The following is a 19,590-nucleotide window of genomic DNA, read 5'->3' as shown; positions in this document are numbered from 1 at the left end:
CAGGACGATCAGCATGACAGGTGAACCATGAAATTTTCCCGTTTCCTCCCCGCCTTCGCCGCGCTTGTCCTCTCCGCGCTTTCGGCAAGCGCCATGGATGTCTCGACGGCGCGCGGCACGGTCTCGGTCGAAGGCGTGCCGAAGACGATCGCCGTCTATGACGCGGCGGCCATCGACACGCTGAACCGGCTCGGCATCCATCCGGCAGGCGTTCCCGACAAGCTTTACGTGCCGGAGCTGGAAGCGGCGAAGGGAAATGCGACGGCGGTCGGCACGCTGTTCGAGCCGGATCTCGAGGCGTTGAGCGCACTCGCGCCCGATCTCGTCATCGTCGGGTCCCGGTCGGCGGCCAAGGCGGAGGTAACGGCCAGGATCGCGCCGACGCTCGACATGACCATCGACGGCGACAACCTCTTCGCCGACGCCAAGGCGCGGCTTGCCACCTATGGCGACCTGTTCGGCAAGGCAGAGGAGGCGAAGGTCGCCGCAGAGGAGCTGGACGCCAAACTCGCCGCGGCAAAGGCGGCCGTCGCCGGCAAGGGCAAGGCGCTGATCGTCATGACCAATGGTCCAAAGGTCTCCGCCTACGGGCCGGGCTCGCGCTTCGGCTGGGTGCATGGCGTGCTCGGCCTGCCGCCGGCGATGGAGGATATCCAGTCCGCGACGCATGGCGAGGCGGTGTCCTTCGAATTCATCCGCGAGGCGAACCCGGACTGGTTGCTGGTGCTCGACCGCGCTGTCGCCGTCGCCTCCAGCGAACAGGCCGCCAAGGTCACGCTCGACAACGAGCTGGTGGCCGGGACGACCGCTTGGAAGAAGGGACAGATCGTCTACCTGCCCGCCGCGGAATTCTACATTGCCGACGGAGGCGTACAGTCCCTGGGCCGCGTGCTGGTGGCGATAACCGACGGCTTCTCCGCCGCGAAATGATGACCGCGGCATCTCCGTCAGCCCTGCGGACCGGCGTGATCGCGAGCCTGGGGCTCGCGATCCTCTGCGTGCTGAGCCTCTTCGTCGGCGTCAGCCCGTTGTCGCCGGGCCGGGTGCTGTCCGATACGGAAGCCCTGCAGCTCCTCCTCGTCAGCCGGCTGCCGCGCACGCTCGCGGCCCTGCTTGCCGGTGCGGGGCTGGCGATCGCCGGGCTCATCATGCAGACGCTGTCGCGCAACCGCTTCGTCGAGCCGGCGACGGCCGGCACGGCCCAGAGCGCCGAACTCGGCATCCTTGTGGTGACGCTTCTCCTGCCCGGCGGGGCCCTCTGGGCGAAGACGCTGGTCGCGGGCATCGCAGCCCTTGCCGGCACCTCCGTCTTCCTGTTCACGGCCCACCGCCTGCCGCCGACCCAGCCCTTCCTCGTGCCGCTCTTCGGCATCGTCTATGGCGGCGTGGTCGGGGCGGCGGCGACCTTCATCGCCTGGCAGGCCGATCTCCTGCAATTCCTCTCGATCTGGACCAATGGCGACTTTTCCGGCGTACTGCGCGGGCGCTACGAGCTCCTGTGGATCACCGCGCTGATGGTCGCCGTCGCCTGGTTCGTCGCCGACCGCCTCACCATCATGGCGCTCGGCCGCGAGGCCAGCATCGGCCTCGGCATCGACTATGCGCGCATGATGCGGATCGGCCTCGTGCTGGTCTCCCTCATCACCGCTCTCTCGGTGGTCGTCGTCGGCATGATCCCCTTCGTCGGGCTTGCCGTGCCGAATATCGTCTCGCGCCTGAAGGGCGACAATGTGCGCGGCACGCTCGGCTGGGTGGCGGCCGGCGGGGCGGGACTGGTGCTCTCCTGCGACATCGTCGGGCGGCTCATCCGCTACCCTTATGAAATTCCGGTCGGCACCGTGATGGGCGTCGTCGGGGCTGCGCTCTTCCTCTGGCTTCTCTTCCGACGCGGCAGCCATGGTTGACCGCCGCCTGCTCGCCCTCGGTGCCGCGGCGCTTGCCGCCGCCGTCGCCTTCCTTTCGATCGGCCTCAAGGGCAATATCGCCTTCGTGCTCGAGCTGCGCCTCCTGAAACTCGCCGTGCTCGTGCAGGTGGGGGTCGCCGTCGCCGTCTCCACGGTGATCTTCCAGACGGTCACCGGAAACCGTATCCTGACCCCGTCGATCATGGGGCTCGATGCGCTCTATCTCTTCGGCCAGATGGCGATGATCTTCCTGCTCGGCGGCGTCGGCTATGCGACGCTCGACCCGCAGGTCAAGTTCGGTGCGGAAATCCTGCTGCTCATGGCGCTTGCCTCGGCACTGCTGCTGCCGATGCTGAAGCGTCGTCTCGACATGGGGCTGATGCTGCTCGCCGGCGTGGTGCTCGGCGTGCTGTTCCGCAGCCTGCAGTCCCTGCTTGCCCGTCTCATAAGCCCCAACGACTTCGCCGTGGCGCAAGTCATGAGTTATGCCAATTTCAACGCGGTGCGGACCGATCTCCTCGCTTTTGCCGCGATCCTCACGCTTGCCGGCGTGGTCGCTGCCTGGCGCGCGCGCCATGTGCTCGACGTGATTTCGCTCGGGCCGGATGCCGCAACGGGCCTCGGCGTGAACTGGATGGCGACGGTGGCCGGCCTGCTGCTGCTCGTCTCCGGGCTGATCGCCGTTTCGACCGCGCTCGTCGGGCCGATGGCGCTGTTCGGCCTGCTGGTAGCGACACTTGCCGAGCGCATCGTCGGCACCCGCCGCCATGGAATGCTGCTGCCGGCCGCCGCGCTCACCGGCATCGTCACGCTCGTCGGCGGGCAGACGCTGTTCCAGCATGCGCTCGGCAATGCCACGGCGCTGGGCATCGTCATCGAATTCGTCGGCGGGCTTGTTTTCCTCCTGCTGCTGATCCTCGGGAGCCGCGCATGATCCGTATCGAGAACGTTTCCTTCAGGCACCGGACGACGCCGATCCTCAGCGACATCACGCTGACGATCCCGAAGGGCGGCGTCGTGGCGCTGATCGGCCCGAACGGCGCGGGGAAGTCCACGCTGCTCTCGCTGATGGCGCGCCTGCAGCCGCTCCAGGCGGGGACGATCGAGATCGACGGCCTGCCGGTGGAGGGGACCCCTGGTCGGGAACTCGCCAGGGTCGTCGCGATCCTGCGGCAGGACACGACGGTCGCGAGCCGCCTCACCGTGCGCGAACTCGTCGGCTTCGGCCGTTTCCCGCATGGGCGCGGCCGGCTCACCGGGACTGACCGGGCCATTATCGAGGCTGCGCTCGCCCGCTTTGACCTCACCGATCTTGCCGACCGCTTCATCGAGACGCTGTCCGGCGGCCAGCGCCAGCGCGCGCTCGTCGCCATGGCGTTCGCGCAGGACACCGGCTACCTGCTGCTCGACGAGCCGCTGAACAATCTCGACATGTATTATGCCCGCGAACTGATGCGCGCGCTGCGCACCATCGCCGACCGGGATGGCAAGACGATCGTCGTCGTTCTGCACGATATCAACCATGCCAGCGTCCATGCCGACCGTATCGTCGCCATGAAGGAGGGCCGCGTCGTCGCTGACGGTGCGCCCGCCGAAACCCTGACGCCCGACATCCTCGAAGCCGTCTTCGGCTTCCGCATGCGGGTGGAGATGAAGGACGGCAAGCCTTTGGTGCTGCATCAACTCTGACAGGCGAAGCTTGCGGGCCGCGTTTCAGGGAAGCCTGAGCGTGTCCGTGAGGGCCAGCAGGCGCGCCAGCGCGTCGTCCAGCTTCTGCGCTCTGGTGTCGTCGACATGCTGGATGAAGGCGCAGGTCAGGACGGCGGTCGCGTCGCCGTCGGGGCCGAAGATGGGCGCGCTGATATCGGTGACGCCGACGAACTGGCCGGAAGCGCCCAGACGATAGCCCTGCCGGCGGGCCGCATCGATCTGGTCCTGGATGCCGGCGAGCGCGGCGGCGGAGGCGACGCCCCACTGGCGAAGCGTTTCCTCCACGCGCTCGGGCGCCTGGAAGGCGACCAGGGCTATTCCCGAACCCGTCGTGAAGAGATCGAGCTGGCTGCCGACCCGGGCCCGGAATTCCCAATGGGAGACGGGGCTCGCCTGGGCGATGATGAGGCCGGCTCCGAATTCCGGGATGACGAGGTGGCAGGACTGGTCCGTCTGGCGCGCGAAGTCGTCCATCAGCGGCTGCGCGCTGGCCGCCAGCCGCCGATAGGGAGGATAGTGGTTGGCGAGGACGAACATCTTCATCGACAGCGAGTACCGGTCGCCACCTTCCGACCGGGCGACATAGCCTCGCGCGACCAGACGCTCCAGCATGCGGAAAATCTGCGAGGGGCTGAGCCCCATCTCGCGCACGATCTCCGTTCGGGTCATGCCGCCGCTCTGCCTCGCCAGGATTTCGAGGATGTCCAGCCCCTTGTCGAGCGCCGGCGCGCGGTACTTGTCGTCCGCAGTGAGGTCTTCCCCGGATTCCGTCTTTAGCGTCTTCCTTGCCATTATGCCCTCCGATCCAGCACTCATACCGACCCTGTTGAAAAAAGACATAGGAGGCGACCTTGTCAAAGCGATTTGTATGTGAAACATTGTTTTATATACAAACGGGAGCGGGGAGGAAACCATGCGCCTGCAAAACAAGACCGTTCTTGTGACGGCAGCCGGCCAGGGCATCGGCAGGGCGAGCGCCCTTGCATGCCGGGACGAGGGTGCCCGCGTGATCGCGACGGATATCAACGGGACGTTGCTGGAAGGGCTGGAAGGCGTGGAGACGGCTGTGCTCGACGTGACCCGGCCCGACGCGGTCGAGGCCATCGCGGCCCGGGTCGGCCCGCTGGACGGCCTCTTCAACTGCGCCGGCGTGGTGCACAACGGCACGCTTCTCGATATCAGGGATGAGGACTGGGCCTTCGCCTTCGACCTCAACGTCACGGCGATGATGCGCCTGACACGCGCCTGCCTGCCCGGCATGCTCGACCGCGCCGCCAAGACGGGAACCGCCTCGATCCTCAACATGGCCTCCATGGCGTCCTCCATAAAGGGTTTCGCCAACCGCACGGCCTATGGCGCCAGCAAGGCGGCCGTCATCGGCCTGACGAAGGCGATCGCCGCCGATTTCGTCAAGCAGGGCATCCGCTGTAATGCGCTGTGCCCCGGCACGGTCGATACGCCTTCGCTACGCGGGCGCATTGCGGCCTCGGCCGATCCGGTGCAGGCTGAGAAGGATTTCATCGCGCGCCAGCCGATGGGGCGTCTTGCGACGGTCGACGATATCGTTCCGATGGTGGTTTTCCTTTTGTCCGACGAGAGTAGATTTGTCTCGGGACAGGCCATGCTGGTGGATGGCGGCGTCACCATCTGAGAGCCTGACGGGGAGGAGCGCGTCATGAGCGAACTGGTGCGAATGGAAGGGATCGACAAGAGCTTTCCCGGCGTGCATGCGCTGAAGGCCGTCGATTTCGATCTGCAGACCGGCGAGGTCCACGCGCTGATGGGCGAGAACGGTGCCGGCAAGTCGACGCTGATGAAGGTGCTGTCCGGCGTCTACCGGCCCGATGGCGGCCGCATCCTCGTCGATGGTCAGGAGGTGTCGATCCCCACCCCGAGGGCGGCGCAGGACCTCGGCATCGGCATCATCCACCAGGAACTTGCCCTGATGCGCGATCTCACCGTCGCGCAGAATATCTGGATCGGCCGCGAGCCGCGCCTTTCCTTCGGCCGGCTCGACGAGGCGAAGCTGAACGCGGACACCGCCGCCATCTTCGCAAGCATGAATATCCACATGGATCCCCGCACGCCCGTCGCCGGCCTCACCATCGCCCGCCAGCAGATGGTGGAGATCGCCAAGGCGCTGAGCTACCGCTCGCGCGTGCTGATCATGGACGAGCCGACGGCCGCGCTCAACGACGCGGAGATCGCCGAGCTCTTCACCATCATCCGCCGCCTCAAGGCCGAGGGCGTCGGCATCATCTACATCAGCCACAAGATGGACGAGATCAAGCGCATCTCCGACCGGGTGACGGTCATGCGCGACGGCGCCTATGTCGGGACGGTCGCGGCGGAGGAGACGCCGATCTCCAGGATCATCTCCATGATGGTCGGCCGCGAGCTGACGGACGAGGCGGTGACGATCCCCGACCTTTCCGGGGCCGATACGGCGCTGGAGGTGATCAATGTCAGCCGCGGGCACGAACTGAAGGAGATCAGCTTCAGCCTCAGGAAAGGCGAGATCCTCGGTTTTGCCGGCCTGATGGGTGCGGGGCGCACCGAGCTTGCCCGCGCCATCTTCGGCGCCGAGCCCATAGACAGCGGCGAGATCCGCGTCCACGGAAAGCCCCTGCGCATCACGAGCCCGGCCGAGGCCGTTCGCGCGGGGATCGGCTATCTGTCCGAGGACCGCAAGCATTATGGCCTGGCGCTCGGCATGGATGTGCGCGCCAACATCGCCATGGCGAGCCTTCGGCGCCATTCCGATGCCATCGGCAGGATCGACGAGGCCGCGCTGGCCCTTGTGGCGAAGGACTATATCCGGAAGCTCGCCATCCGCACGCCGGGCGACCGGCAGGAGGTGCGGCTGCTCTCGGGCGGCAACCAGCAGAAGGTGGTCATCGCGAAATGGCTGCTGCGCGACTGCGACATCCTGATCTTCGACGAGCCGACGCGCGGCATCGACGTCGGCGCCAAGGCGGAGATCTACCGGCTGCTCAACGAACTGGCCGCCGCCGGCAAGGCGATCATCGTCATTTCCAGCGAGCTGCCCGAGGTGTTGCGGCTTTCCCATCGCATCGCCGTCATGTGCGAGGGGCGCCTGACCGGCATCCTGCCCGGCGGGGCGGAGCAGGAGAGGATCATGGAACTGGCAACGCAACGCAACGGCAAGACTGCTGCCTGAGGGGGACACGGGAACTATGAGTGAAAAGGCAAGCCTGCGCGGCAGCGCGCAGCAGAAAATTCTGGCCTTTGCCAGCCTCATCGTGCTGCTGATCGGCTTCTCGCTGGCCAGCCCGAACTTCTTCCAGGTCTCCAACATCATGGCGATCCTGCAGGCCACCTCGGTCAACGGGGTCCTCGCCGTGGGCGTGACGATGATCATCATCACCGGCGGCATCGATCTGTCCATCGGCACGCTGATGACCTTCTGCGCGGTGATGACGGGCGTGGTGCTGACCTGGGCGGGCATGCCGCTGCCCTTCGGCGTGCTGGCGGCAATCGGCACGGGCGCCTTTTGCGGCTTCGTTTCCGGCGGGCTGGTCGCCCGCATGAAAATACCGCCCTTCATCGCCACCCTCGGCATGATGCTGGTGCTCAAGGGCCTGTCGCTGATCGTCACGGGCACCAAGCCGATCTATTTCAACGACACGCCCGGCTTCACCCTGATCGCGCAAGGCTCTCTGATCGGCCAGCTCGTTCCGGCCTTTCCCGTGCCGAACGGGGTGCTGGTGCTCTTCATCGTCGCGGGCATCACCTCGTGGATCCTCAGCCGCACGGTGCTCGGCCGCTACACCTTCGCGCTCGGCTCCAACGAGGAGGCGGTGCGGCTTTCGGGCGTCAACACGAATTTCTGGAAGATCGCCATCTACACGCTGTCCGGCGCGATCTGCGGCATCGGCGGCCTTCTCATCGCCAGCCGGCTGAACTCCGCCCAGCCCGCGCTCGGCCTCGGCTACGAGCTGGAGGCGATCGCGGCCGTGGTCATCGGCGGCACCAGCCTTGCGGGCGGGCGCGGCACCATTCTCGGCACGCTGATCGGCGCGCTGATCATGTCGGTTCTGACCAACGGTCTGCGAGTGCTTTCCGTCGCGCCGGAATGGCAGACGGTCGTCACCGGCGCCATCATCATCATCGCGGTCTATGCCGACCAGATGCGCCGGCGCGAAGCGAAATAACCGGAAGGAGGCCGAGGCCTCCGGACGGTCGATAAGTTCATGCAGTGTGAACACAAGGAGGAAAACATGTTCACGAGACGGACTCTACTTGGCGCGGTCGCAGCAATCTCGCTGCTCGGTGCGGCGACGGGAGCGGGCGCACAGGACAAGCTCTACGTGCCGCTCATTTCGAAGGGCTTCCAGCATCAGTTCTGGCAGGCCGTGAAGGCCGGCGCCGACAAGGCCGGTGCGGAACTCGGCGTCGAGGTGACGTTCGAGGGACCGGATAACGAAAGCCAGGTCGACAAGCAGATCGACATGCTGGCCGCAGCCCTCGCCAAGAAGCCGGCCGCCATCGGCTTTGCCGCTCTCGACAGCCAGGCGGCCATTCCGCTTCTCAAGCAGGCCCAGGACGCCAAGATCCCGGTCATCGCCTTCGACTCCGGCGTCGATAGCGACATCCCGGTCGCGACGGCCTCGACGGACAACATCGCGGCGGCCGCGCTTGCCGCCGACAAGCTCGCCGAGTTGATCGGCGATGCCGGCAAGGTTGCCGTGGTCGCCCACGACCAGACCTCGCGCACCGGCGTCGACCGCCGCGACGGCTTCGTCAACCGGATGAAGGAGAGCCATCCGAATGTCGAGATCGTCACCATCGAATACGGCGGTGGCGACCATCTGAAGTCGACGGAGATCACCAAGGCGATCCTGACCGCCAATCCCGACATCAAGGGCATCTTCGGCACCAACGAAGGCTCGGCCATTGGCGTCGTCAACGGCGTGAAGGAAGCAGGCGCCAAGGTCGTGGTCGTCGGCTACGACTCGGGCAAGGCCCAGAAGGACGCGGTCCGTGACGGCTCCATGGCCGGCGCGATCACGCAGAACCCGGTCGGCATCGGCTACGAGACGGTCAAGGCCGCCGTTGCCGCCGCCAAGGGCGAGAAGGTCGAGAAGAACATCGATACCGGCTTCTACTGGTACGACAAGACCAATATCGACTCGCCGGAAATCTCCGCCGTTCTCTACGATTGATCCGAAATCCGGCCCGGGGACCGAGGTCTCCGGGCCCTTTCCGAGACGCGGCGTACGATCCGGCTCGGCACCGAAGCACTCCGCGAACAAATGCAGAAGGTTATGAAGGCATGAAGATTACCGGTCTTCGCACTATGGACGTGCGCTTCCCGACAAGCCAGCATCTGGATGGATCCGACGCGATGAATCCGGACCCGGACTATTCGGCGGCCTATGTGATCCTGGAGTCCGACGGCCCGCACGAAGGCCACGGTCTGACCTTCACCATCGGCCGCGGCAACGAGATCTGCGTGGCGGCCATCGAGGCGCTGCGCCCGCTCGTCGTCGGTCTCGACATGGCGTGGGTGGCGGAGGACATGGGACGCTTCTGGCGACATATCACCTCCGACAGCCAGTTGCGCTGGGTCGGCCCGGACAAGGGCGTCATCCACCTCGCCACCGGCGCGGTGGTCAATGCGGTCTGGGATCTCTGGGCCAAGATCGAGGGCAAGCCGGTCTGGCAGCTCGTCGCCGAGATGTCGCCCGAGGACCTCGTGCGCTGCATCGACTTCCGCTACCTGACAGACTGCATCACGCCCGAATGGGCACTCGAATTCCTGACGGAGCAGGCCAGGGACAAGCAGGAACGCATCGCGACGCTGAAGGCCGAGGGCTACCCCTGCTACACGACCTCCGCCGGCTGGCTCGGCTATGACGACGCCAAGCTGCGCCGCCTTTGCCGCGAAGCCGTCGATGCGGGCTTCAAGCACATCAAGATGAAGGTCGGCCGCGACCTCGACGACGATATCCGCCGCCTCACCATCGCCCGGGACGAAGTAGGCCCCGACGTCAACCTGATGATCGACGCCAACCAGGTCTGGGAAGTCGACCAGGCGATCGACTGGGTGAAAAAACTCGCCTTCGTCAAGCCGTGGTTCATCGAGGAACCGACGAGCCCGGACGACGTGGAAGGCCACCGAAAGATCCGCGAGGCCGTCGCGCCCGTCCAGGTCGCGACCGGCGAGATGTGCCAGAACCGCATCATGTTCAAGCAGTTCATCATGCGCGGCGCCATCGATGTCGTGCAGATCGACAGTTGCCGGCTGGGCGGCCTCAACGAGGTTCTCGCCGTGATGCTGATGGCCGCGAAATACGGGCTGAAGGTCTGCCCTCATGCGGGCGGCGTTGGCCTGTGCGAATATGTCCAGCACATGTCGATGATCGACTATCTCTGCATTGCCGGGACGCGGGAAGGGCGGGTCATCGAGTTCGTCGATCACCTCCACGAGCATTTCGTCGATCCCTGCATCATCCGCGATGCGGCCTATATGCCGCCGCAGGCGCCGGGCTTCTCCATCGAGATGAAGCGGGACAGCCTCGAAGCCTACCGTTTCCGGGGGGCGTGATGGACCTCGGGCTTCAAGGCAAGGTCGTCGTCGTGACCGGCGGCGGCTCGGGTATCGGCGCCGGCATCACGGAAGTGCTGTCGGAGGAGGGCGCCCGGCCCGTCATTATCGCCCGGCGGGCGCCCGACGCGGACTGGCTGCGCCGCACCGGCGCCGAGTTCGTGCAGGCGGAACTTTCCGACGACGCGGCCTGCCGGCGCGCGATCGACACCGTCCGGTCGCGGTGCGGCGCCGTTCACGGCCTCGTCAACAATGCGGGCGCCAATGACGGCGTCGGCATCGGCAAGGGGCCGGACGCCTTTCGCGACAGCCTCAACCAGAACCTCGTCCACTATTACACGATGGTCCATCTGTTGCAGGACGACCTACGGGCGGCGCGCGGCGCCATCGTCAACATCAGCTCCAAGACGGCTCTGACCGGGCAGGGCGGCACCTCGGCCTATGTCGCAGCCAAGGCCGCGCAACTCGGGCTCACGCGCGAATGGGCGGTCGAGTTCCTGGCCGACGGCGTGCGCGTCAATGCCATCGTCGTCGCCGAGGTGATGACGCCGCTCTACCGGCGCTGGCTGGATACCCTGCCGGATGGCGAGGCGGCCCTCAAGGAGATCGTCCGGCGCATTCCGCTCGGCCAGCGCATGACGACCGCCCGCGAGATCGGCGATACCTGCGCCTTCCTGCTGTCGGGCCGCGCCAGCCACATGACGGGGCAGTGGCTTTTCCCGGATGGCGGCTATACGCATCTCGACAGGGCAATTCGCGGGCATGCGGAGGAAAATCCCGCAACCGATTGAGGATTTTCATTGCCGCCCGCTTGTCCACAAGGCCGCGGGAGGCCTAGTTGGACACACGGCACGCTGCTATGACGTGCTTTTGATGACGAGGAATGATCAAGGTCGGCCATGCGGGTTTCTGATTGCTACAATTTCCACGATTTCCGCCGCCTGGCCAAAAAGCGTCTTCCCGGCCCGATCTTCAATTATATCGACGGCGCGGCGGATGACGAGGTCACCTACAGGCGCAACACGGCGGCTTTCGAGGATTGCGACCTCCTGCCAAGTGTCCTCAACGGGGTCAGCGACGTCGACATGTCGGTGACGGTGATGGGGCAGAAGCTGGCCATGCCGGTCTATTGCTCGCCCACCGCGCTCCAGCGCCTGTTTCACCACGAAGGCGAGCGGGCGGTCGCCCATGCGGCGAACAGGTTCGGCACGATGTTCGGCGTTTCCTCGCTCGGCACGATCAGCCTGGAGGAGGCGCGGCGCATCAGCAGCGCGCCGCAGGTCTATCAATTCTACTTCCACAAGGATCGCGGTCTCAACCGGGACATGATGGCGCGCGCGAAGCAGGCCGGCGTCGAGGTGATGATGCTGACCGTCGACAGCATCACCGGCGGAAACCGCGAGCGGGACCAGCGGACCGGCTTTGCGATCCCGTTCCGGCTGAATCTCGCCGGGATGGCGCAGTTCGCGGTCAAGCCGGGCTGGGCGCTCAACTATTTCACGCATGAGAAATTCCGCCTGCCGCAGCTGGAAAGCCATGTCGACATGGGCAGCGGGACGATGTCGATCAGCCGCTACTTCACGGAGATGCTCGACCCGGCGATGAACTGGGACGATGTCGCCGAGATGGTGAAGGAATGGGGCGGCCATTTCTGCCTCAAGGGGATCATGACGGTGGAGGATGCGAGGCGTGCCGTCGATATCGGCTGCACCGGCATCGTCCTGTCGAACCATGGCGGGCGGCAGCTCGACGGTTCGCGTAGCGGGTTCGACCAGCTCGCGGAAATCGTCGATGCGGTCGGCGACCGCATCGATGTCATGATGGACGGCGGCGTCCAGCGCGGCACGCATGTCCTGAAGGCCCTGTCGCTGGGGGCGAAGGCCGTCGGCGTGGGACGCTACTATCTTTTCCCGCTGGCCGCCGCCGGCCGGGCCGGCGTCGAGCGGTCGCTGTCGCTGATGAAAACGGAAATCGAGCGCGGCATGAAGCTCATGGGCTGCGCCACCGTCGATCGCCTTTCGACCAGCAACCTGCGGTTCCGCACGTAGCGCATCCGCTCCACGCATTGAACGCAATTCCGCCCGGCCTGCCTTTCGGCAAGCCGGGCGGTCGCGTTTTCACCGGCGCTCTTCTCAGGCGGCGTTGAGCTTCTTCTCGCAGCGCAGCAGCATGCCGTAGAGGTCGCGCGGCTCGTCGGGGTCGGCGAGGAGGTCGAGTTCCGTGAACATATCGTGTTCGGCGATCTTCTCCCGCACGTAGCGAAGGGCCGAGAAGTCCTCGGTGGCGAAGCCGACGCTGTCGAAGAGCGTGATCTGGTCCGCGCTCCTGCGGCCTTGCGTTGCGCCGGTCATGACCTCCCAGAGCTCGATGACGGGATGATCGGCCGCAAGCTGCTGGATCTCGCCCTCGATGCGGGTCTGCGGCGGATATTCGACGAAGATGTCTGAGCGCAGCAGGATGTCCTTGCTGAGTTCCGTCTTGCCGGGGCAGTCGCCGCCGACCGCGTTGATGTGCACGCCGGGGCCGACATGGTTGTCGGAAAGGATCGTCGCATACTGCTTGTCGGCCGTGACGGTGGTGATGATGTCCGCACCCTCGACAGCCTCCTCGACCGAGCCGCATTCGACGATGGTGAAGCCGAGGCCCGCAAGGTTGCGCGCGCATTTCTTCGTCGCCGAGGCGTCGATGTCATAAAGGCGCAGCGTGTCGATGCCGAGCAGCGACTTGAAGGCGCGGGCCTGGAATTCGCTCTGCGCGCCGTTGCCGATGATCGCCATGGTGCGGGCGTTTGGCCGGGCGAGGTACTTCGCCGCGACGGCCGAGGTCGCCGCGGTGCGCAGCGCCGTCAGGATCGTCATCTCGGTCAGCAGCATCGGATAGCCGTTGCCGACATCCGAGAGCACGCCGAAGGCCGTCACGGTCTGTCGGCCGTCGCGGGTGTTCTTCGGGTGGCCGTTGACATATTTGAAGCCGTAGAGCGTGCCGTCGCTGGTCGGCATCAGCTCGATGACGCCCTCCTGCGAATGCGAGGCGACGCGCGGGGTCTTGTCGAAGACCGGCCAGCGGCGGAAATCCTCCTCGATGGTGGCCGCCAGCTCCGTCAGGAACCGGTCGATGCCGACCTTCAGTACCAGCTTCATCATGTGGTCCACGCTGACGAACGGGACGACGTTCAATTTCGGATCCGTGTTCATTTTCCCTCCAACCAGAACAGCGATATTCAGCCCGCGAGCGTCGGGCGATCCATCACCCGCTTGCCCATCAGGCTGGAAACGAGATCGACGAGCAGCTTGGCGGTCTTGCCGCGCTCGTCGAGGAACGGGTTCAATTCGACGATGTCGAGGCTCGTCACGAGATCGCTGTCATGGAGCATTTCCATGATCAGGTGCGCCTCGCGGAACGTCGCGCCGCCCGGCACGGTGGTGCCGACGGCCGGCGCGATGTCCGGCTCCAGGAAATCGACGTCGAAGCTGACATGCAGCAGGCCGTTTGCGGCCCGGACACGCTCGATGAAGCTGCGCACGAGGACGGCGACGCCGTGCTCGTCGATCACGCGCATGTCGTGCACTGTGATGCCGGTCCTGCGGATCGCCGCCCGCTCGGCGGGATCGACGCTGCGGATGCCGATCATGCAGACGTTTTCGGTCGGAACCGCATGGGCGAGATCCGGGAAGTAGCTGCCGAAGCCGGCCTGGCCGGTGTAATAGGCGACCGGCGTGCCGTGCAGGTTGCCGCTGGTGGTCGTCTCGAGGCTGTGAAAGTCGGTATGCGCGTCGAGCCAGAGCACGAAGAGCGGCCGGCCGAGTTCGGCGGCGCGGCGCGCAAGGCCCGGCACGGTGCCGGCGGAGATCGCATGGTCGCCGCCGAGGAAGATGGGCATGCCGCCCCTGCTGTGCTCGTAGGCCGCCGCCGAAAGCGCCTCGACCCAGGCGACCGTCTCGCCGAGGTGGTGCACGGCCTTGTTCGGATGCGGCATTTCGGCGAAGGGGCGGGGGCTGACATTGCCGATGTCCTTCACGGTGTGGCCGAGTTCCTCCAGCGCGGTGCGAAGGCCGGCGATGCGCAGGGCGCTCGGCCCCATCTCGCAGCCAAGCTGCCCCGCACCGATTTGCAAGGGGGCGCCGATCAGCGTGCAGTCCATGGTGTACTCCCGTTTCGTTTTTCTCATTGTAGAAAGCGAAAATGGCAGACTGAATATTGAATTTTGGCATATCGGAATGGCATATTGGCCAGATTGGAAAGCTAGGAGACCAGATTGACATGGATGACCTCGACCGGAAGATCGTCACGCTCCTGCGCGGCAACGGCCGCCGCTCCGTCTCGGACCTTGCTCTCGAAACCGGCGCCTCGCGGGCGACCGTGCGCGGCCGGATCGAGCGCATGGAGGAGGACGGCACCATCCTCGGCTATACGGTGATGCTGCGCGCCGATGCGCTGGAGGACGTCGTGCGCGGCGTCATGATGATCGAGATCGAGGGCCATGTGACCGACCGCGTGATCCGCACGCTCGGCGGCTTTCCGGAAATCTCGCAGATCCACACAACGAACGGCCGCTGGGATCTGCTGGTCGAGCTCAGCGCCGCGAGCCTTGCCGATTTCGACGCCGTGCTGCGCAAGATCCGCCTCGTGCCCGGCATTACCGGCAGCGAAACCAGCCTTCTCCTGTCGACGCCGCGCTCGACAAGGGCAAAGCTCTAGGCTGATTGCATCGGCGGGTGACTTGGAGGCGGATATCGGCGTAAGCTGCCGGGGAAGGCCATCCTCACCAAGCCGGACGCCACGCCATGCCTGCACACCGGAAAATGGACAATGCCGTGTTCTACCTGTCGCTGACAGCCATTCTGCTGGCCGCGGTCGTTTCCGCCATGGCGCTGCGGAACGTAAGAGGGGAAATGGCGGCAAAGCCGGTCATCTCGCATGGTAGCGCCTTTTCCTCGGCAACGCCGGTTGCGGTCGCGGGACGGACCTGAGGTGACCTTGCCCTCATCTTCTAGGAGGATGGCGGCGCCCGGCGGAAAGCGGCACACAGGAGGCAGATACAGTATTCTGCAAAGGGTGCCGACCATGACCGCCTATCCCATCGACCTGATCCGCGCTTCCTTCCCGGCCCTCGACGGCTCCCGCACCGCTTATCTCGACAATCCCGCCGGAACGCTCGTTCCCCGGCCTGTCATCGCGGCCGTGGCCGATGCGATGGCGACGGCATCCGCCAATCTCGGTGGCCGGTTCGCCGCCTCGCAGCGCGCGGACGCCATCTGGCGGACGGCGCACGATGCTGCGGCGGAATTCGTCAACGCGGCCTCCTGGCAGGAGATGATCATCGGCCCGAACATGACAACGCTCGCCTTCCAGATGGGACGCGTCATCGGCAGGACGTTTTCGCCCGGCGACGAGATCATCGTCACGCGAATGGACCATGAAGGAAACGTCTCGCCCTGGCTGGCGATGGCCGAAGCCTACGGGCTGGTGGTGAAGTGGCTTCCCTTCAACACGGAAAGCTGGCGTATCGAGCCGGAGGACCTTGCGGCCCTTCTCACGCCGCGCACGAAGTTCCTCGCGCTCAACTATGCGTCCAACATGACCGGCAGCATCAACGACGTCGCCGCGCTGACGACGCTGGCCAAGGCGGCGGGCGCGCTCGTCTGGATCGACGCGGTGCAGCTCGCGCCACACCGTCTGCCGGATGTGCGGGCGATCGGCTGCGATTTCCTCGTCTGCTCCTCCTACAAGTTCTTCGGCCCGCATCTCGGCGTGCTGTGGGGACGGGAGGAGTTGCTGCGCGCGCTGCCGCCCCATCGCGTGCGCTGCCAGAGCGACGATATTCCGGACCGTTTCTGCACGGGGACGCCGCAGACGGAGCTTCTCGCCGGCCTCACCGCGACGATCGACTATCTCGCCTGGGCGGGCGAGGCGAATGGCCATGCCGGCACGCGGCGCGAGCGCATGGCAGGCGCCTACCACTCGTTCGATTCCTACGAGGCGGCCCTGACGCGCCGGCTGATCAGCGGGCTGACGGCCCTTCCGGGCGTCCGGCTGGTCGGCATCGCCAATCCCAACCTCTTCGCCCACCGCGTGCCGACGATCTCCTTTACCCACGAGCGCGTCTCGACGCATCGCTTCGCCGAGGCGCTGGCGGCGGAGGACATCAATATCTGGTCGGGCCACAATTACGCGCTGGAGCCCGCCCGTCATCTCGGCCTGCCGGAAGACGAGGGCGTCGTCCGCATCGGCATCGCCCACTACAATTCCGCCGAGGAGATCGAGCGCACGCTCACGGCGATCGAAAGGCTTGTCGCCTAGCGACAGCCTGTCGTAAAGGAGCGAAAGTAATCGTTTTCCTTCGGGAGTTTAGCAGATGGACCCATGCCAGAATCGCCCGCCGCCAACTGGGTAGCGCCCTTCGCCCATGCGCTCGACCGCTATGACCAGCCCGACGGTGCGCCGGCGCTTCTGGCAGCCATCGGGGCGGTCGCGCCCTTCCAGCTTGCCCTTTCGGTGGTGCATCGGCGCGAGGGCGGCCCGAGCTACGTCTTCGATACGTTCTCGGGCCCACGGGCCAAGCGTGCGGTCCAGTTTTTCATAGCCGGCACCTATCTGCTCAATCCCTTCTACAACGCCTATCTCGCCGGCCTGCCGGCCGGCGTCTACCTGATGCGGGATCTCGCCCCCGACAATTATCTCGATTCCGGTCTCTATCACGGTCTGGAAATCCGCCGTCACGAGGACGAGGAACTGGGTTATCGCACCCATGGATGGCCGGAAGGCATGGAGGAATTGCTCATCGCCATGGACCTGCCGGGCGGCGACATGGCGGAGATCAGCCTGTCGCGCATCCGCAGCGAAGGCGGCTTCGACGAGGCGTCCGTGGCGCGGCTGCGGGAGGCGCATCCGCTGATCACGGCGGTCTTCCGGCGGCTATGGGCACATCTCGGCCGCAGCGGCAATCACCAGCAGCCCCGCGCCATCGACCATCTCTTCAGCGATTTCGGCCATGGTCTGCTGAGCCCGCGCGAGCGGGAGGTGGCGCTTCTCATCCTGAAGGGGCATTCCAGCGAATCGATCAGCTATCACCTCGGCATCTCGATCGCGACGGTGAAGACGCACCGGCAGAAGCTCTACGCCAAGCTCAACCTGTCGACCCAGCAGGAACTGTTCTCCGCCTTCCTGCGCAGTCTCAATCTTTAGAGGAATTCGCGGCGGGTAGGGGGCGCGGCGACCGCGCCCCTTCGCGTTGTTCAGCCCTTGAGGCTCTCGCGGATGGCCGCCGAGATCGCGGCAAGGCCCTTGCGCAGCTCGTCTTCCGTCGGCCAGGCATAGCCGATGCGGAAGTGCCGGTCGTCCTGCTCGAACCAGCGGCCGCGGCCGACATAGGCCTGGTGGCGGCTGTAGAGGCTTTCGTGGAAGGCGGCGAGGTCGACATTCGCCGAGGGCACGATGCGCGGGAAGCAGACGCAGCCGCCGGAGGGCTCGATCCACTCGACGAGCGGTTCGGCGGCGATCCATTCCTTGACGATGGCGAAGGCGCTGGCGATGCGGGCATTGTTGAAGGCCAGCCATTCGCCGCGCTGGCGAAGCGCGACATAGGCGATGTATTCGTCCACGGTGCTGCCGGAAATGCCGATCTGCTCGCGGGCGGCGAGGAACGTATCCATCAGCGCGGCATCGCGCGTGATCAGCCAGCCGATGCGGATGCCCGGAATGCCGTAGGTCTTGGAGAGCGAGGAGACGCTGATCACCCGGTCCGAGAGGCTGGCGGCCACCGGCAGCATCGTGCCGAAGGTCATCTCGCGATAGGTCTCGTCGAAGAGCAGGCGAATGCCCTTGCGTTCGACGAGGGCGACGAGCGCCTTCAGTTCCTCCTCGCTGATCATCACGCCCGTCGGATTGTGCGGATAGGTGACGGAGAGATATTTCGTCTCCGGCCGGGTCGCCGCTTCGAGCGCCGCAAGGTCGAGCCGGTAGCCGGTCTCGAAGGTGAGGTCGACGATGCTCATGTCGCAGCCGATGGCCCGCGGCGTCTCGAGGTTCGTGGCATAGTTCGGCCGCACCACGACGATGTGGTCGCCGGCCTGCAGCATCGAGGTCGAGATGATGAAGAGCGCGCCCGCCGCGCCCGCGGTCACCAGCACGTCGTCCGGCGAGAGGTCGGTGCCCGTGCCGGCGATCATGCGGCGCAGGTCCGGCGCGCCGCGATGGTCGCCGTAACACAGCAGGATATCGTCCAGCTTGAGATTCAGCTCGCCGAGCCTGCGGTCGGCGACCGAGCTTTCCGAGAGGTTGTAGCGGATCGTGTCGTAGCCGAGCTGTTCCGGCGATTCCAGCTCGATGGGCATGCGTGCATATTTCATGATGGCTCTCCCTTTGCCTTCTGAAGACAAGGGCTAGATCAAGCGCGCGACACAATCCATCCACCCTGAGGGTGATGCCGGCCATCATCCTTTGGGTGGATTTCATCCCCCATTGTGCAGGCGCATCGTTCCCCACCGGCGGAAGAGGACCGCCGTAAGGCCCGAGCCAACAAGAAAAGGGGAATGCCATGAAATTCATGATCGGTCTGTTGTCCGCCGCAATTGTAGGCTTGGCGGGCGCGATGCCTGCCCATGCGGAAACCCTGCGCGTCGGCATGGAATGCACCTATGCCCCGTTCAACTATCGCACGCCCGAGGGGGAGATGGCCGGCTACGACGTCGACGTCGCCAAGGGCATCGCCGAGCGCATCGGCGTGGATCTCGAATATGTCTGCCAGGAATGGGACGGCATGCTGCCGGCGCTTCTCGCCAGCAAGTTCGACCTCATCGTCGCCTCCATGTCGATCACCGAGGAGCGCAAGCAGAAGATCGACTTCTCCATTCCCTACCGCGTCTCGCTCGGCCGTATCCTGGGGGCGAAGGATGCCGGGCTGAAGCTCTTCGACGATGCCGGCAAGCCGAACCCGGAGGCTTTCAACGGCCTGCGCTTCGGCGTCGAGCGCGCCTCGACCTATGCCAAGTGGGTGGAAGCCAAGCTGCCGGGCGCCGAGATCGTGCTCTATGACGGCGCCCAGCCGATGCTGCTCGACCTGCAGAACGGCCGCATCGACATCGCCATCACCAACCCCATGAAGGCCTATCTCGACTTCCTCAGCAAGGAGAACGGCGCAGGCTTCGAGTTCGTCTCGCCGCCGATCGACGAAGTCGAATATTTCGGTCCGGGTGTCGGCGTCGGCCTGCGCAAGGGCAATGACGAATTGCTCGCCAAGATCGACAAGGCGCTGGAAGACATGATCAAGGACGGATCGCTCGAAAAGTACAGCAGCAAATACTTCCCCTTCTCCATCCAGCCGTCGGGCTGGAAGGGCGTTGGCGAGTAAAGGAACCCGCGGGCGCTGCGCCGTGCGGCGCCCGGCTTGCTCTAGGGAGGTATCGC

At 65.6% G+C, this 19,590-nt stretch carries 20 protein-coding genes; 16 read left to right on the top strand and 4 right to left on the bottom strand.

All coding sequences use genetic code 11. From position 1 onward, the window contains the following. Window positions 1–27 precede the first annotated feature (27 nt). From DSD28_RS04400 to DSD28_RS04385, 4 genes are read left to right on the top strand one after another with little or no spacing between them, the layout of a single operon-like run. Window positions 28–930, top strand: a complete 903-nt coding sequence (locus DSD28_RS04400; RefSeq protein WP_119255142.1) for a siderophore ABC transporter substrate-binding protein — start codon at window positions 28–30, stop codon at window positions 928–930. Continuing rightward, window positions 930–1,904, top strand: a complete 975-nt coding sequence (locus DSD28_RS04395; RefSeq protein ID WP_119255453.1) for an ABC transporter permease — start codon at window positions 930–932, stop codon at window positions 1,902–1,904. Before DSD28_RS04400 ends, DSD28_RS04395 begins: the two co-directional genes overlap by 1 nt. Beyond that, window positions 1,897–2,838 (top strand): iron chelate uptake ABC transporter family permease subunit, encoded by a 942-nt coding sequence (locus DSD28_RS04390; protein ID WP_119255141.1) that lies wholly within the window; start codon window positions 1,897–1,899, stop codon window positions 2,836–2,838. The genes DSD28_RS04395 and DSD28_RS04390 overlap by 8 nt, the downstream gene beginning before the upstream one ends. Then, a complete protein-coding gene (locus DSD28_RS04385; protein ID WP_119255140.1) occupies window positions 2,835–3,593 on the top strand; it encodes an iron ABC transporter ATP-binding protein in 759 nt (252 codons plus the stop codon). The genes DSD28_RS04390 and DSD28_RS04385 overlap by 4 nt, the downstream gene beginning before the upstream one ends. Window positions 3,594–3,617: 24 nt before the next feature. On the opposite strand, the gene DSD28_RS04380 is transcribed toward DSD28_RS04385, so the two are convergent. Continuing rightward, complete coding sequence (locus DSD28_RS04380; RefSeq protein WP_119255139.1) at window positions 3,618–4,406, bottom strand: IclR family transcriptional regulator; 789 nt, start codon at window positions 4,404–4,406, stop codon at window positions 3,618–3,620. Between the two features lie 121 nt (window positions 4,407–4,527). Here DSD28_RS04380 and DSD28_RS04375 point away from each other — a divergent pair, with 121 nt between their 5' ends. The 7 genes from DSD28_RS04375 (at window position 4,528) to DSD28_RS04345 (ending at window position 12,233) form a co-directional block, all read left to right on the top strand. After that, window positions 4,528–5,265, top strand: a complete 738-nt coding sequence (locus DSD28_RS04375; protein WP_119255138.1) for an SDR family oxidoreductase — start codon at window positions 4,528–4,530, stop codon at window positions 5,263–5,265. 24 nt (window positions 5,266–5,289) lie between these two features. After that, window positions 5,290–6,795 carry a sugar ABC transporter ATP-binding protein gene (locus DSD28_RS04370; protein ID WP_119255137.1) on the top strand — a complete coding sequence of 502 codons (1,506 nt, stop codon included), beginning with the start codon at window positions 5,290–5,292 and terminating at the stop codon, window positions 6,793–6,795. 16 nt (window positions 6,796–6,811) lie between these two features. Then, window positions 6,812–7,789, top strand: a complete 978-nt coding sequence (locus tag DSD28_RS04365; protein WP_119255136.1) for an ABC transporter permease — start codon at window positions 6,812–6,814, stop codon at window positions 7,787–7,789. Between the two features lie 66 nt (window positions 7,790–7,855). After that, window positions 7,856–8,800 (top strand): ABC transporter substrate-binding protein, encoded by a 945-nt coding sequence (locus tag DSD28_RS04360; protein WP_119255135.1) that lies wholly within the window; start codon window positions 7,856–7,858, stop codon window positions 8,798–8,800. Between the two features lie 110 nt (window positions 8,801–8,910). Beyond that, window positions 8,911–10,185 (top strand): L-fuconate dehydratase, encoded by a 1,275-nt coding sequence (locus DSD28_RS04355; protein WP_119255134.1) that lies wholly within the window; start codon window positions 8,911–8,913, stop codon window positions 10,183–10,185. Further along, a complete protein-coding gene (locus DSD28_RS04350; protein ID WP_119255133.1) occupies window positions 10,185–10,976 on the top strand; it encodes an SDR family oxidoreductase in 792 nt (263 codons plus the stop codon). The genes DSD28_RS04355 and DSD28_RS04350 overlap by 1 nt, the downstream gene beginning before the upstream one ends. Window positions 10,977–11,084: 108 nt before the next feature. Next, entirely contained in the window at window positions 11,085–12,233 is a 1,149-nt protein-coding gene (locus DSD28_RS04345; RefSeq protein WP_119255132.1) for an alpha-hydroxy acid oxidase, read from the top strand. 84 nt (window positions 12,234–12,317) lie between these two features. On the opposite strand, the gene ocd is transcribed toward DSD28_RS04345, so the two are convergent. Both ocd and rocF read right to left on the bottom strand, forming a co-directional pair. Beyond that, window positions 12,318–13,379 (bottom strand): ornithine cyclodeaminase, encoded by a 1,062-nt coding sequence (gene ocd, locus DSD28_RS04340; protein WP_119255131.1) that lies wholly within the window; start codon window positions 13,377–13,379, stop codon window positions 12,318–12,320. Window positions 13,380–13,405: 26 nt separating this feature from the next. Then, window positions 13,406–14,326 (bottom strand): arginase, encoded by a 921-nt coding sequence (rocF, locus tag DSD28_RS04335; protein ID WP_119255130.1) that lies wholly within the window; start codon window positions 14,324–14,326, stop codon window positions 13,406–13,408. Window positions 14,327–14,445: 119 nt separating this feature from the next. On the opposite strand from rocF, the gene DSD28_RS04330 reads away from it, so the two are divergent. From DSD28_RS04330 to DSD28_RS04320, 4 genes are all read left to right on the top strand, one after another. Further along, on the top strand, window positions 14,446–14,883 hold the full coding sequence (locus tag DSD28_RS04330; RefSeq protein ID WP_119255129.1) for an Lrp/AsnC family transcriptional regulator: 438 nt from the start codon (window positions 14,446–14,448) through the stop codon (window positions 14,881–14,883). Window positions 14,884–14,987: 104 nt separating this feature from the next. Next, complete coding sequence (locus tag DSD28_RS25765; RefSeq protein WP_162911250.1) at window positions 14,988–15,155, top strand: hypothetical protein; 168 nt, start codon at window positions 14,988–14,990, stop codon at window positions 15,153–15,155. Between the two features lie 94 nt (window positions 15,156–15,249). Continuing rightward, the gene (locus DSD28_RS04325) at window positions 15,250–16,485 is read left to right on the top strand and encodes a cysteine desulfurase-like protein (RefSeq protein ID WP_119255128.1); all 1,236 of its coding nucleotides are present in this window, start codon (window positions 15,250–15,252) and stop codon (window positions 16,483–16,485) included. Window positions 16,486–16,548: 63 nt separating this feature from the next. After that, window positions 16,549–17,370 carry a helix-turn-helix transcriptional regulator gene (locus tag DSD28_RS04320; protein ID WP_119255127.1) on the top strand — a complete coding sequence of 274 codons (822 nt, stop codon included), beginning with the start codon at window positions 16,549–16,551 and terminating at the stop codon, window positions 17,368–17,370. Between the two features lie 50 nt (window positions 17,371–17,420). Here the strand turns inward: DSD28_RS04320 and DSD28_RS04315 are convergent, their stop codons facing one another. Continuing rightward, window positions 17,421–18,533: a pyridoxal phosphate-dependent aminotransferase gene (locus tag DSD28_RS04315; protein ID WP_119255126.1), complete on the bottom strand. Its 1,113-nt coding sequence runs from the start codon at window positions 18,531–18,533 to the stop codon at window positions 17,421–17,423. Window positions 18,534–18,721: 188 nt separating this feature from the next. On the opposite strand from DSD28_RS04315, the gene DSD28_RS04310 reads away from it, so the two are divergent. Further along, window positions 18,722–19,534, top strand: coding sequence for a transporter substrate-binding domain-containing protein (locus DSD28_RS04310; RefSeq protein WP_119255125.1), 813 nt, complete (start codon window positions 18,722–18,724; stop codon window positions 19,532–19,534). The last annotated feature ends 56 nt before the right edge of the window (window positions 19,535–19,590 follow it).

The organism is Shinella zoogloeoides (assembly GCF_003574625.1).
In the GTDB taxonomy this organism is placed as follows: Bacteria; Pseudomonadota; Alphaproteobacteria; order Rhizobiales; family Rhizobiaceae; genus Shinella; species Shinella zoogloeoides_A.
This window is presented reverse-complemented; position numbering and strand designations above follow the sequence as displayed.

Coding starts and splice junctions, on each gene's coding strand:
- DSD28_RS04400 (WP_119255142.1), top strand. CDS start 28: ATGAAATTTTCCCGTTTCCTCCCCGCCTTCGCCGCGCTTGTCCTCTCC.
- DSD28_RS25765 (WP_162911250.1), top strand. CDS start 14,988: ATGGACAATGCCGTGTTCTACCTGTCGCTGACAGCCATTCTGCTGGCC.
- DSD28_RS04350 (WP_119255133.1), top strand. CDS start 10,185: ATGGACCTCGGGCTTCAAGGCAAGGTCGTCGTCGTGACCGGCGGCGGC.
- ocd (WP_119255131.1), bottom strand. CDS start 13,379: ATGAACACGGATCCGAAATTGAACGTCGTCCCGTTCGTCAGCGTGGAC.
- DSD28_RS04345 (WP_119255132.1), top strand. CDS start 11,085: ATGCGGGTTTCTGATTGCTACAATTTCCACGATTTCCGCCGCCTGGCC.
- DSD28_RS04390 (WP_119255141.1), top strand. CDS start 1,897: ATGGTTGACCGCCGCCTGCTCGCCCTCGGTGCCGCGGCGCTTGCCGCC.
- DSD28_RS04395 (WP_119255453.1), top strand. CDS start 930: ATGACCGCGGCATCTCCGTCAGCCCTGCGGACCGGCGTGATCGCGAGC.
- DSD28_RS04385 (WP_119255140.1), top strand. CDS start 2,835: ATGATCCGTATCGAGAACGTTTCCTTCAGGCACCGGACGACGCCGATC.
- DSD28_RS04330 (WP_119255129.1), top strand. CDS start 14,446: ATGGATGACCTCGACCGGAAGATCGTCACGCTCCTGCGCGGCAACGGC.
- DSD28_RS04375 (WP_119255138.1), top strand. CDS start 4,528: ATGCGCCTGCAAAACAAGACCGTTCTTGTGACGGCAGCCGGCCAGGGC.
- DSD28_RS04320 (WP_119255127.1), top strand. CDS start 16,549: ATGCCAGAATCGCCCGCCGCCAACTGGGTAGCGCCCTTCGCCCATGCG.
- DSD28_RS04360 (WP_119255135.1), top strand. CDS start 7,856: ATGTTCACGAGACGGACTCTACTTGGCGCGGTCGCAGCAATCTCGCTG.
- DSD28_RS04325 (WP_119255128.1), top strand. CDS start 15,250: ATGACCGCCTATCCCATCGACCTGATCCGCGCTTCCTTCCCGGCCCTC.
- DSD28_RS04365 (WP_119255136.1), top strand. CDS start 6,812: ATGAGTGAAAAGGCAAGCCTGCGCGGCAGCGCGCAGCAGAAAATTCTG.
- DSD28_RS04370 (WP_119255137.1), top strand. CDS start 5,290: ATGAGCGAACTGGTGCGAATGGAAGGGATCGACAAGAGCTTTCCCGGC.
- rocF (WP_119255130.1), bottom strand. CDS start 14,326: ATGGACTGCACGCTGATCGGCGCCCCCTTGCAAATCGGTGCGGGGCAG.
- DSD28_RS04315 (WP_119255126.1), bottom strand. CDS start 18,533: ATGAAATATGCACGCATGCCCATCGAGCTGGAATCGCCGGAACAGCTC.
- DSD28_RS04380 (WP_119255139.1), bottom strand. CDS start 4,406: ATGGCAAGGAAGACGCTAAAGACGGAATCCGGGGAAGACCTCACTGCG.
- DSD28_RS04355 (WP_119255134.1), top strand. CDS start 8,911: ATGAAGATTACCGGTCTTCGCACTATGGACGTGCGCTTCCCGACAAGC.
- DSD28_RS04310 (WP_119255125.1), top strand. CDS start 18,722: ATGAAATTCATGATCGGTCTGTTGTCCGCCGCAATTGTAGGCTTGGCG.